This is a genomic window from Flavobacterium aquaticum (assembly GCF_003259835.1).
In the GTDB taxonomy this organism is placed as follows: Bacteria; Bacteroidota; Bacteroidia; order Flavobacteriales; family Flavobacteriaceae; genus Flavobacterium; species Flavobacterium aquaticum.
The window spans coordinates 14915-27233 of record NZ_QLMI01000006.1; the positions used below are offsets into that span (position 1 = coordinate 14915).

Below are 12319 nucleotides of genomic sequence, written 5' to 3' on the forward strand. Positions count from 1 at the left end.
AGCCGAACAAGATGTCCGGCTTTTAATTATTTATTTGAAATTAATTCTTTCAATATTTGACCAAATTCATACATATCTTCGAATGAACAATAGAATGGTGCTGGTGCTAAACGAATCACATTTGGCTCTCTCCAATCAGTGATAACACCATTTTTCATCAATCTTTCAAACAATTCTCTTCCTTGTCCGTGAAGATAAACGGATAATTGACAACCACGTTCTTCTTGATTAGATGGGGTTAAAATTTCAAAATCAGCTCCTTCTAATTCTTTGTCAATTTCGTGAAGAATGAATTCTAAATAAGAAGTTATTAAATTTCGTTTTGTGATTAGTTTATCCATCCCAACTTCAGCAAACATTTCTACCGAAGCTAAATAAGGTGCTAAAGACAAAATTGGAAGATTACTAATTTGCCAGCCATCTGCTCCATGAACAGGGTCAAAATCAGGCTCCATTTTAAAACGACGTTCTTTGTTGTGCCCGTACCAACCTGCAAAACGTTTTAATTCTTTATCGTTATGATGTTTTTCATGAACAAAGAATCCTGAAGCATTTCCGGGTCCAGAATTCATATACTTATAACTACACCAAGCGGCGAAGTCAACATTCCAATCGTGCAAATCTAATTTGATATTTCCAGCAGCGTGTGCTAAATCCCACCCCACATAAGCTCCGTGTTTTTGCCCGGCTGCCGTGATGGTTTTCATATCAAACACTTGTCCTGTATAATAATTTACACCACCAATTAAGACCAAAGCTAATTCGTTTCCAACCTCATCAATTTTGGCTAAAACATCTTCTAAACGAATATTTGCTTCTCCTTCTCTTCTTTTGATTTCAACAATTGCATCTTTTGGGTCAAAACCATGAAATTTTACTTGGCTTTGGAACATATATTGGTCACTTGGAAATGCTTTTTCCTCACAAATAATTTTGTATTTCTGTGGTGTTGGATTGTAAAAAGACACCATTAATAAGTGAAGATTTACCGTCAATGTATTCATCACTCCAACTTCCGTAGGTTTTGCTCCAACGATATCGCTCAAAGGAACGGCAAAACGTTCTTGATAATCCCACCAAGGTTTATCGGAATAAAAATGACCTTCTACTGCTAAATTTGCCCAATCACTCATTACTTCATCTACATAAGATTTTGTTCTTTTAGGTTGTAATCCTAAAGAATTTCCTGTAAAATAAATTACTTGTTTTCCGTTTACATGAGGAAAATGAAATTCATCTCTGTATTTTCTCAATTCGTCTTGAGCATCTAAACTTTGTGCGAATTCGCGTGTGTTTTGAAAAGTCATTAGGTAGTTTTGTTTGAAGGGTAAAATTAGGTAAAAGTTTCAAAGCAGCAAAAAGCGAAACCTGTTAAAATAAAAAATCTCAACCTTTCGATTGAGATTTTTAAAAATTATATAATTAACATCGCGTCTCCATAAGAGTAGAAACGATATTTTTCTTTGATAGCTTCTTCGTAAGCTTTCTTCATTAAATCGTGACCACAAAAAGCAGAAATCATCATTAATAAAGTTGATTTTGGTGTATGGAAATTAGTAATCATACAATCTGCGATACTAAAATCGTAAGGAGGATAAATAAATTTATTTGTCCAACCTGTGTAAGGATTTAATGTTCTTTGAGAAGAAACAGAACTTTCCATTGCTCTCATAGAAGTTGTTCCTACGCAACAAATCTTTTTCTTTTTAGCTTTTGCATTATTAACAATATCACAAGCTTCTTGCGTAATAATCATTTCTTCAGAATCCATTTTGTGTTTCGATAAATCTTCTACCTCAACTGGATTAAAAGTTCCTAAACCAACGTGTAATGTTACTTCTGCAAAATCAACACCTTTAATTTCTAAACGCTTTAATAAATGTTTAGAAAAGTGTAGACCAGCAGTTGGAGCTGCTACAGCACCTTCTTCTTTTGCATAAATGGTTTGGTAACGCTCAGCATCTTCTGGAGTTACTTCACGATTGATGTATTTAGGTATTGGAGTTTCACCAAGTTCTACTAATTTTTCTCTGAATTCTTCGTAAGAACCATCGTATAAGAAACGTAATGTTCTTCCACGAGAAGTTGTATTATCAATTACTTCAGCTACTAACGAATCGTCATCACCAAAATACAATTTGTTTCCAATACGAATTTTACGTGCTGGATCTACTAAAACATCCCACAAACGTTGTTCTGCATTTAATTCTCTTAATAAAAAAACTTCAATACGAGCTCCCGTTTTTTCTTTATTTCCGTATAAACGTGCTGGAAAAACTTTTGTATTATTTAACACCATTACATCGCCATCATCAAAATAATCAATAACGTCTTTGAATAATTTGTGCTCAATAGTATTCGTTTTTCTGTTAACCACCATTAAGCGAGATTCATCGCGATTTTCAGCTGGAAATTCAGCTAATAATTCTTCTGGTAAATTGAAATTGAAATGAGATAATTTCATTAAAAAATGTTTAAGTGTTTAAAAATTAAAGTGTTTTAGAATTCTATTCATAAAACACTAAAATTCAGTTGGCAAATATACGATTATGAAATAGGCGTTGTCAAGTAAAATGCGGTTTATTTTACAAAACCCTTGTTTTACTTGACAACGCCCAAAATTTAAAACCAAAAAACTAACTATTTAATTGCGATTTTCTTAGTTGCCATATTGTTATCGATGTCTTGAATTCTTACCAAATACATTCCAGAAGCTAAATCTGAAACATTGATTTGGTTTTGATTAGATGAAAGTACTCTTTGCCCTTGAATGTTGTAAATTTCTACAGATTGAATATCGTTTTCGCTTTCAATGTTTAAAATATCGCGAACTGGGTTTGGATATAATTTTACTTCAAAATTGTTTTGAGAGAAATCTGATGATGATAATACATTATGGTTATACAAATTTGAAATTTCTGTTGGAGATAATTCGTAATTGTAAATTTTTAAATCGTCTACAGTTCCTTCAAATGAGCCTGAAGACAAATTAAACGTTGTATTATTTGCAGTATTCCATGCAGATTTAACTGCACTTGTAATTAATACACCATCAAGATATATTGATGCTACATCAGTTACACTATTAAAAGTAACTACCAAATGCTTCCATGTATTTAACGGAATACTTGTAGCACTAGTTAAATCATTAGCCCATGCATAATTGTTAATTTGACTAGAAGTTAACGAAAAACCATAATACTGATTAGCAGATTGAGTCCCATAACCAAATAAATAATTATCGCCCCAATAGTATTGCATTTTTAACCAAATAGAAATAGAACGAGAGGAATTTCCAACAGGTAAATTTTCTAAATTAACGGTTGTTCCTGTATTTGTAAACCTTAAAGCATTATTCGGATTTCCATTTCTATCTACAGTAAAAGCACCCGTTGTTGCAAAGTTTTTATTTCCTGTTATATCAAAATAGCTATTATCAAAATTAAATTGATACACTAGAGAATTACCCATTAAAGCATTATTAGCATATAAACTTGAAATTTGACTATCATTTAATGCATAATTATAAATCTTTAAATCATCTATCGCGCCAACAAAATTTAATTCACCACCAACTCCAACACCAAGTTTAAATAAATCATTATTGTTCAAAGTATTCCAAGATTTTGCTTGAGAACTTAAAAGTACTCCGTTTTTGTATATTTTAGCTGTAGTACCATCATAAACATAAGCAAAATGATACCATGTAGAAGCATTACTGCTACTGCTTGCACTTAAATTATTAGCATAGCCAAAATAATCAACTGTAGTTGAATTGAAAGACCCTCCTATTGCATTATTCATACTACCTTGCCCATATGAAAAAGTCATATTGTAAGGTGTTTGAATCATGTTCAATTTAGCCCAAAATGAAATTGTTCTTGCTGAATTTCCATAAGGTAAACCTGGAATGGTTGCAGAAACTCCAGAATTGCTGGTAATATTTAATGCTCGGTTTGCATTTCCATTTCTATCTGTTGTAAAAGACGTATAAACTGTTGGTATAAAAGGATTAGAACCCGCTGTATTTACATAAGTTCCGTCGAAATTATATTCTGTAGAAGAGTTTGCAGAAATAGCTTGAGTTGCTTGAACATTATCAATATAAACAACTCCACCACTCACAATAAAATTTATTTGTGCTCTAAAACGAATTGGAGTCCCTGCTGGTACAACACCTGCAGCCAAAGTTGCTGATAGAGTTTGACAATTTGTAGAAAAAACATCACTTGTATTTACTTGAGTCCAAGTATTTGTATTGTTAACTTCATAGTATAGCCTTGCAATTAAATAACCAGTACTTGAACTTTGTGCTTTATATCCATAAGAAAATGTGATTGCATTTCCATTCGAAATGTAACTTGTTGTTTGAAGATTAGCATTACTACCACTTGTAAATAAAGAAGCAGTCAATGATTGGGAACCAGAACAACTAGCTGCAGTTGTTACCGAATAATTAGAATTACTCCAACCTGCTGGCAAACCTGATTCAAAACTTTCATTTAAAGTAATTTGCGAAAAAGTAAAGGCACAAGTTAAAAAGAATAAAAAAGAAAATAATTTTGTTTTCATAAATATCGATTTAGAATTTCGATGTAAAATTATTTTTATCAAGTCGTTAATTTTTAACGAGTTTACCAAATACTATTTTCGGTTAACGAAAAAAGGACAGAAACAGATTTCGTTAATTAAAAAGCAGGTTTCACAAACTGAGGTATTCCAAACACTTTAATAATTGTTTATATTTGTTAACAAATCGCTCTAATTGAAACTATTTCAAGTCATATTATTTTATTTTCTCACCCAAATAGTATTTGGACAAAACCCTTATTATTATAATATCGATCGAACAAACGGTTTACCATCTAATAGTGTGTATGATATTTTTCAAGACAGTAAAGGTTTCATGTGGTTTGCTACAGGCAAGGGATTATGTCGTTATGATGGAAATGTTTTTAAAACTTATACATCAGATAGCCAAACCTCTAAATCAGGTTCATGCATTAGAGAAGATAGTTTTGGAAGAATTTGGTATTGCAATTTTGATGGTTATTTATACTATGTTGAAAATGGTGAATTAAAAAGTTTATCTCAAAAAGAATCTAGAGGATATATCAAATACAGTATTATTCAGGACAAACTATTTTTAATGCAACTCAATGGAGTAATCGTTTATGATTTAAAAAGTTTAAAACCTATTTATTTTTACCCTTTAACGGATATAAACATTCGCTCAACTTATTCCGTTGGATCAAAATTTTATATCATTGGTGAATACATTTACGAAATTGATTATCCTAAAAAAATAAAAAAACATGAACTTTCGGATGATTTCAAGAAAACATTAGAAGTTCCTATTGTTCAAGTGATAAAAGACGAACTTTTCATCGTTTCAAAATATTCAAATTATTATTACACATATAAAGAAAATAAACTTACAAGAAAAGAATTTAGTAACTCATTTGATTTTATTCAAAACGTAGCTTTAATAGATAATGCACCTTGGCTTTGCACCCCAAATGGAATTATTAAATATGAAAACAACAAAGCAACGTCGTACTTCTCTGAATATAACGTATCTTATATTTTTAAAGATAAACAACAAAACTATTGGATTTCAACGTTAAATAACGGGTTGCTTTTTATTCAAGATTTCAAAAACAATTTCATCCCACTAGATCCAAAGCCGACAATTTTTTCTCCATATAACGATCAACTATTAATAGGAACAGAAAACGATTTAATATATGGTCTTCAATTAAATGATTTATCAATTAAAACGGTATACAAAAACAATAGCAACCACCCTATTAACCAAATTATTGGAAACGAAAAAAGTCAAAACATCTACTTTACCTCATCAAAATTTAAAATCTTAGACAAAAAAAACACAATTACAAAAGAATGGTCAACAGCTGTAAAAGACATAAAAAAAATTGATAACACTTATTACGCTGTCGCTGCAAGTGGCGTTTGTGGGTTATTTAAAGTAGGCAACCAAAAAAGCAAATGGGATGCTATTTTTAAAAAACATTATAATGTACCTAACGGATTTAACGAAAGTTCAATTTTTAGATTAAATGGCAAATCAACAGCATTTAATTCTGAAAATAATTGCATTTATTATGCTACCAACATGGGATTGAAATTCGTTAATTTAAACGACGTTAATGAATTAAAATTTCAAAATAAACCGCTATTCATTACCAATTTACAATCTTACAAAAATGTAGTTTATGCGTTATCTACTAGCGAAGAATTATACAAAATTGATGCTAATAACAAAATTACAAAGGTTTCTATTTTTGAAGAACATTTAAAAGAGCGTTTTACCAAGTTTAAAATTCAAGAGAATTCTATTTTTCTTTTTACTACTAACGGTATAATTGAATATAATTTAATCAACAACAAGTACCGAAAAATTCTACCTTTAACAAGTGATTTAGAAGTTACAGATGTTGCAGTAATTAAAAATGAAATTTATTTTGCCACTTCAAAAGGAATTATCGTTAAGAATAAATTCAAGAATAAGGAATTTGCAAAACCAGAACTTATTATAAACGAAATAAAAGTTAATAATGTTCTTCAAAACGAAAACAACTTAAGTAATTTAGAATACAATCAAAACAATATTACCGTTAATTTTTCTGTGCTTTCTTTTAATCCAAATGAGAAAAATAGCGTCTTGTACAAAATAAATGATGGCAATTGGAACCGATTAGAAATTAACAACCGAAATCTAATTTTATCATCTGTTTCTCCTGGAGATTACAAATTATACCTAAAAATTGATGCTAATTATGAAACTCCTATACAGCAAATCAATTTCAAAATCAACAAACCATTTTGGCTAAACACTTTTTTCTTAATTTATTTAGGATTAATTATCATTGCGCTGGCTTATACTTTCTACAAATATCAAATTCAAAAAATTGAGAAGAAAAACCAACTTTTATTAGACAAAGTCAATTTAGAAAAGAATTTAAATCAATCGAAACTAAAAGCAATTAAATCGCAAATGAATCCACATTTCTTTTACAATGCTTTGAATACTATTCAATCCTTTATTTTGACTAATGATAAAAAACAAGCTGTTTCTTATTTGTCTAAATTTTCCACACTTACTAGAACTATTTTAGAAATGAGTGAAAAGGAAAACATAACGCTTTCAGAAGAAATTAAAACTTTAGGCTTGTACTTAGATATTGAAAAAGCGCGCTTTGATGAAGATTTTAGTTATGAAATTAATATTGGTTATGGCATTGATATTGAAAACATCAAAATTCCATCGATGCTTTTGCAACCTTATGTAGAAAATGCAGTAAAACATGGTTTATTACATAAAAAAGGAGAAAAAAAACTAACCATCGATTTTGAACGCATTTTTGATTCTTTAAAAATCATAATCGATGACAACGGAATTGGTAGACAAAAAAGCGCCGAGTTAAAAGCCATCAAAAATAAAGATCATTTATCATTTGCAACTGAAGCTATGCAAAATCGTATTGAGTTACTCAATCAATATAAACAGCAAAATATTGCCATTAATTTTGAAGATAAATTAAATAAAAACGGTCAGTCATCAGGAACTAAAGTTATTATTGAAATTCCAATTACATACTAAAATGAAAGCCATTATTATAGACGACGAAAAAAGAGCACGAATTTCACTCACTTATATTCTACAAGAATATTGTCCTGAAGTTACTGTTGTTGCTGAATGCGAAAATTTACCCGAAGGTGTAAAAGCCATCAGAAAACACCAACCCGATATCGTTTTATTAGACATCGAAATGCCAGGGCATAGTGGTTTAGAATTATTAGATTTTTTCGATGAAAACGAAGTGAATTTTTCAATTATTTTCACAACTGCTTATAACGAATATGCTTTGAAGGCATTCAAATTTTCAGCGGTTGATTATTTATTAAAGCCTATCATTCCAGAAGAATTAGCCGAAGCCGTTGAACGCGTTGCTAAACAAAAACAACGTTTTGAAAATTTCAGAGCTTTTAAAGAAAACTTGCAACAAGAAACCTTAACAAAAATAGCCGTTCCATCTGGAAATTCATTGTTGTTTTTAGACACCGATAAAATAATGTACATTAAAGGAGACGGTGCTTATTCAGAAGTATTTTGTAACGATAGCAGCAAACAATTGGTTAGCCGAAACTTAAAGAATTTTGAAGACATTTTATGTTCAGATTCCCGATTTTTACGCATTCATAAATCGTATATCGTAAACTTCAACTTTGTAACAGCTTACAACAAATCAGATGGTGGAAGTCTTGAATTGGAAAACAAAATTCAAATTCCGGTTTCTCCAGATAAATCGCAAACTATTTTAGATCAAATTCAGATTATAAAACGTTAGTTGACTTCTGAACCAATTATCCCAACAAGTGCTAAATCGTTCCAAAAATCAGGATACGACTTAGAAACCACCTCAGCATTATTAATAATTACAGGAACTTTTAACGCTAATGGTGCAAATGCCATTGCCATTCTGTGGTCTTGATAGGTAGCCACCCCGCCCTTCGGGCACCCCTCCAAAGGATGGGAATTTCCACTTTTAAATAAATCGTTAGGTTTCAAATGCAAAGAATCATTAGTTACTGAAATTTCAGCTCCTAATTTTGTTAGTTCTGTTTTTAAAGCTTCTAATCTATCTGTTTCTTTGATTTTTAGCGTATGTAATCCTGTTAAATCACAACCTATTCCTAATCCAAAGCAAGTAACTGCAATAGTTTGAGCAATGTCGGGAGAATTGTTGAGTTGTGAGTTGTGAGTTGTGAGTTGTGAATTATGAATTCTTTCTTTTGAAATCGTGATTGAATTATCCGTATTAAAAGTAGTTTCAACACCAAAATCTTGATATATGTTTACCAAAGCACTATCGCCTTGAAGGCTATTTTCTTTATAGCTTGAAAGCGTAACTTGAAAACCTATTTCAGACAAAGCAACAATAGAATACCAGTAGGATGCCGAACTCCAATCAGACTCAATTGTGAATTGTGAATTGTGAATTGTGAATTGTGATTTTACAGAAATTTTATTTCCAACAAATGAAGTTGTCACTCCTATTTCATTCAATAACGCTAAGGTCATTTTGATGTATGGAATTGAGGTGATTTCGCCTTCCAAAGTTAATTCTAAACCATTTTTAAGCTTTGGAGCAATTAACAAAAGTGCCGAAATATATTGACTACTCACATTCGCAGGAAGCGAAACTTTGCTTTGTGTTAACTTCTTTCCTTTGATTTTTATTGGTGGAAAACCTTCGTTTTCTTCATAACTAATTTCAGCGCCTAACTGATTTAAAGCATCAACTAAAATTTTTATCGGACGCTCTTTCATTCTTGAAGAACCTGTTAAAACCACTTCTTTACCTTCTTGAATGGCGAAAAAAGAGGTTAGAAATCGCATGGCGGTTCCGGCGTGGTGAACGTCTATGAGTTGTGAATTGTGAATTGTGAGTTGTGAATTTAGCGCTCTAGACATCACTTCCGAATCATCAGAATTTGAAGTATTTTCCAAAGTCAAATTAGGATATAAAGCTTGCAACAACAACAATCTATTGGTTTCAGATTTTGAACCAGTGATTTTTACTTTTCCCTTTTCCCTTTTCCCTTTTCCCTTTTCTAAATGTAAATTCATTATTTCGTAACCATTTTTAGTCCAACGATGGATAAAATTAATGTAGTAATGAAAAACACACGCCAAAAAGTTGCCGGTTCTTTAAAAACGATGATTCCTACTAAAACACTTCCCACGGCTCCAATTCCTGTCCAAACGGCATAAGCGGTTCCAATGGGTAATTCTTTGGTGGCTTTTACTAATAATATCATACTAATAGAAAGACATACCAAAAAACCGCCGTACCAAAGTAAGGAAGTATTTCCAGTTGATTCCTTTGCTTTTCCGAGGCAAGTAGCAAAACCTACTTCGAATAATCCTGCTATAATGAGTAAAATCCAGTTCATGTTTTTAATGGTGAGTTGTGAATGGTGAATTCATAATTTACAATTCACCATTCACAATTATTTCTTCCCTATTCTTTGTTTTGTTGTAATAATTATTGAAGCTAAAATTTTATTTATTTCAATAATATCATTTTTTAATGATTGAAATTGTGTTTCGTTAAGATATTCTGACTGAAACAAAAGTTCCAACCAATAATCTGTTTCATTTGCTTCTTTTTGAGCAATGGCGAGCTTGTGAATAAAATCTAATTTACTTTCTGCTTGCTCTGATTCACGAACCAAAGCACCAATAGCAGTTCCACTTCTTAGAAGTTGTTTACTTAAAACATATTCCTTCTTTTCCTGATTCAGAAACTGATATAATTTAACTATTCGTAATGCAAAATTAAATGACTTATTTTTAATAACATTATCTCCCATAATTCATCATTTACAATTCACAACACACCATTATTTAAGTTTCTCGTTGTTATGATGACGGTCGTGATCGCGTTTCGTTTTTAAATCCATTTTTTTGTCAAAAGCGGCTTGTAAATCAACACCAGTTTGATTGGCTAAACATAAAACTACAAAAACTACATCGGCTAATTCTTCACCTAAGTCTTTGTTTTTATCCGATTCTTTTTCTGATTGTTCGCCATAACGACGAGCTATAATTCTAGCAACTTCACCTACTTCTTCGGTAAGTTGTGCCATATTTGTTAATTCATTGAAATAACGAACTCCGTGTTCTTTAATCCAATTGTCTACTTCTTGTTGGGAGTTTTTTAGGTTCATTTTATTGTTTATTTTTTGTATCAATAATTATAGTCACAGGTCCGTCATTAACCAAACCAACTTTCATATCTGCTCCAAATTGTCCGGTTTGTACTTTTTTGCCCAATTCAATTTCCATTTGTTGCACAAAAGATTCATAAAGAGGAATAGCAATTTCAGGTTTTGAAGCTTTGATGTAACTTGGGCGATTTCCTTTTTTTGTAGCCGCTTGTAACGTGAATTGCGAAACTACAATCATTTCGCCATCAATGTCTTTTAACGACAAATTCATTACTTCATTTTCGTCTTCAAAAATTCTTAGATTGGCTATTTTTGAGGTTAACCAATTAATATCTTCTTGATTATCGGCATCTTCAATTCCAACTAAAACTAATAAACCCTGTTGAATTTGAGCTACAATTTCGTTATTTATTGTAACTGAAGATTGAGAAACTCTTTGAATAACTGCTTTCATGATAGTTGTGAATGGTGAATGGTGAGTTGTGAATTTACAATTTATAATTTATCATTCACAATTATTTTCTGGTTTCATCGCTGGCTCTTCGCTCGGCATCGTAAATGTCAGCACGATATTGTTCTTCGTCGCCTTCTAAAATTTGAGTATAACTTTTATAGCGCGACCATGAAATTTCATCATTTTCTAATGCTTTTTTGATGGCGCAATGTGGTTCATCTTTATGCAAACAGTTATTGAACTTACATTGGTCTTTCAAAGCAAAAAATTCTGGAAAATAATCTCCGATTTCTTGCTTTTCCATATCTACAATTCCAAAACCACGAATTCCTGGCGTATCGATAATTTTAGCTCCAAAAGACAAATCAAACATTTCAGCAAACGTTGTGGTGTGCTTACCTTGCGCGTGTGATTCCGAAATTTGTTTGGTTTTTAAATTTAACGAAGGTTCTAATGTATTTACCAATGTAGATTTTCCAACACCCGAATGCCCTGAAAACATTGAAACTTTGTCTTTCATTAATGCTTTTAGCTCGTCAATTCCTTTTCCGTCTTTAGCAGAAACGCGTAAACATTTATAGCCAATTGATGAATACACATGTTGTAAATACAATTGTTCGTCTAAAGTAGCATCATCAAACGTGTCTATTTTATTGAATACTATAATTGCTTCAATTCCGTAAGCCTCAGCAGTAACTAAAAATCGGTCTATAAAACTTGTGGTTGTTGGCGGATTATTAATGGTTACCAATAAAAAAACCACATCAATATTGGATGCAATAATATGCATTTGATGCGATAAATTTACTGACTTTCTAACAATGTAATTTTTTCTATCGTGAATCGCTGTGATGACACCAGTAGTTTCATCAGTTGTATTTTCAATATCATAATCTACAACGTCTCCCACCGCAATAGGATTGGTACTTTTGATACCTTTCATTCTAAATTTACCTTTTATACGGCACTCCAAAAAATCACCATTTTCAGTTTTAATGGTGTACCAACTTCCGGTAGATTTATATACGATTCCTGTCATTCAAAGTTAGAAGTTAGAAGTCAGCCTTTCGACAAGCTCAGGATGACTAAATAATTATTTCAACAAAG

11 protein-coding genes are annotated in these 12319 nt (G+C 31.4%); 2 read left to right on the forward strand and 9 right to left on the reverse strand.

The window, feature by feature from the left end; translation table 11 throughout:
• Nucleotides 1-26 precede the first annotated feature (26 nt).
• The 3 genes from kynU to B0I03_RS10035 form a co-directional block, all read right to left on the reverse strand.
• Nucleotides 27-1307 carry a kynureninase gene (gene kynU, locus B0I03_RS10025; protein WP_111567310.1) on the reverse strand — a complete coding sequence of 427 codons (1281 nt, stop codon included), beginning with the start codon at nt 1305-1307 and terminating at the stop codon, nt 27-29.
• Between the two features lie 107 nt (nt 1308-1414).
• A complete protein-coding gene (gene queA, locus B0I03_RS10030; protein ID WP_111567311.1) occupies nt 1415-2464 on the reverse strand; it encodes a tRNA preQ1(34) S-adenosylmethionine ribosyltransferase-isomerase QueA in 1050 nt (349 codons plus the stop codon).
• Nucleotides 2465-2640: 176 nt separating this feature from the next.
• Nucleotides 2641-4572 carry a LamG-like jellyroll fold domain-containing protein gene (locus B0I03_RS10035; protein ID WP_111567312.1) on the reverse strand — a complete coding sequence of 644 codons (1932 nt, stop codon included), beginning with the start codon at nt 4570-4572 and terminating at the stop codon, nt 2641-2643.
• A 193-nt stretch (nt 4573-4765) separates the two neighbouring features.
• Between B0I03_RS10035 and B0I03_RS10040 the strand changes: the two genes are divergently transcribed.
• On the forward strand, nt 4766-7624 hold the full coding sequence (locus B0I03_RS10040; RefSeq protein ID WP_111567313.1) for a sensor histidine kinase: 2859 nt from the start codon (nt 4766-4768) through the stop codon (nt 7622-7624).
• A gap of 1 nt (nt 7625) precedes the next feature.
• Entirely contained in the window at nt 7626-8372 is a 747-nt protein-coding gene (locus tag B0I03_RS10045) for a LytR/AlgR family response regulator transcription factor (protein ID WP_111567314.1), read from the forward strand.
• On the opposite strand, the gene aroA is transcribed toward B0I03_RS10045, so the two are convergent.
• The 6 genes from aroA to rsgA form a co-directional block, all read right to left on the reverse strand.
• A complete protein-coding gene (aroA, locus tag B0I03_RS10050; protein WP_111567315.1) occupies nt 8369-9655 on the reverse strand; it encodes a 3-phosphoshikimate 1-carboxyvinyltransferase in 1287 nt (428 codons plus the stop codon). The two genes, B0I03_RS10045 and aroA, sit on opposite strands and share 4 nt — an antisense overlap.
• Nucleotides 9655-9981 carry a DMT family transporter gene (locus B0I03_RS10055; protein ID WP_111567316.1) on the reverse strand — a complete coding sequence of 109 codons (327 nt, stop codon included), beginning with the start codon at nt 9979-9981 and terminating at the stop codon, nt 9655-9657. The genes aroA and B0I03_RS10055 overlap by 1 nt, the downstream gene beginning before the upstream one ends.
• 57 nt (nt 9982-10038) lie before the next feature.
• Complete coding sequence (locus B0I03_RS10060; RefSeq protein WP_111567317.1) at nt 10039-10401, reverse strand: four helix bundle protein; 363 nt, start codon at nt 10399-10401, stop codon at nt 10039-10041.
• Nucleotides 10402-10431: 30 nt separating this feature from the next.
• Complete coding sequence (locus B0I03_RS10065) at nt 10432-10758, reverse strand: nucleotide pyrophosphohydrolase (RefSeq protein WP_026725899.1); 327 nt, start codon at nt 10756-10758, stop codon at nt 10432-10434.
• Nucleotide 10759: 1 nt separating this feature from the next.
• Complete coding sequence (gene dtd, locus B0I03_RS10070; protein ID WP_111567318.1) at nt 10760-11212, reverse strand: D-aminoacyl-tRNA deacylase; 453 nt, start codon at nt 11210-11212, stop codon at nt 10760-10762.
• Nucleotides 11213-11273: 61 nt separating this feature from the next.
• Nucleotides 11274-12251, reverse strand: a complete 978-nt coding sequence (rsgA, locus tag B0I03_RS10075) for a ribosome small subunit-dependent GTPase A (protein WP_111567319.1) — start codon at nt 12249-12251, stop codon at nt 11274-11276.
• Between the last annotated feature and the right edge of the window lie 68 nt (nt 12252-12319).

Coding starts and splice junctions, on each gene's coding strand:
- B0I03_RS10035 (WP_111567312.1), bottom strand. CDS start 4,572: ATGAAAACAAAATTATTTTCTTTTTTATTCTTTTTAACTTGTGCCTTT.
- B0I03_RS10045 (WP_111567314.1), top strand. CDS start 7,626: ATGAAAGCCATTATTATAGACGACGAAAAAAGAGCACGAATTTCACTC.
- dtd (WP_111567318.1), bottom strand. CDS start 11,212: ATGAAAGCAGTTATTCAAAGAGTTTCTCAATCTTCAGTTACAATAAAT.
- B0I03_RS10065 (WP_026725899.1), bottom strand. CDS start 10,758: ATGAACCTAAAAAACTCCCAACAAGAAGTAGACAATTGGATTAAAGAA.
- queA (WP_111567311.1), bottom strand. CDS start 2,464: ATGAAATTATCTCATTTCAATTTCAATTTACCAGAAGAATTATTAGCT.
- B0I03_RS10060 (WP_111567317.1), bottom strand. CDS start 10,401: ATGGGAGATAATGTTATTAAAAATAAGTCATTTAATTTTGCATTACGA.
- kynU (WP_111567310.1), bottom strand. CDS start 1,307: ATGACTTTTCAAAACACACGCGAATTCGCACAAAGTTTAGATGCTCAA.
- rsgA (WP_111567319.1), bottom strand. CDS start 12,251: ATGACAGGAATCGTATATAAATCTACCGGAAGTTGGTACACCATTAAA.
- B0I03_RS10055 (WP_111567316.1), bottom strand. CDS start 9,981: ATGAACTGGATTTTACTCATTATAGCAGGATTATTCGAAGTAGGTTTT.
- aroA (WP_111567315.1), bottom strand. CDS start 9,655: ATGAATTTACATTTAGAAAAGGGAAAAGGGAAAAGGGAAAAGGGAAAA.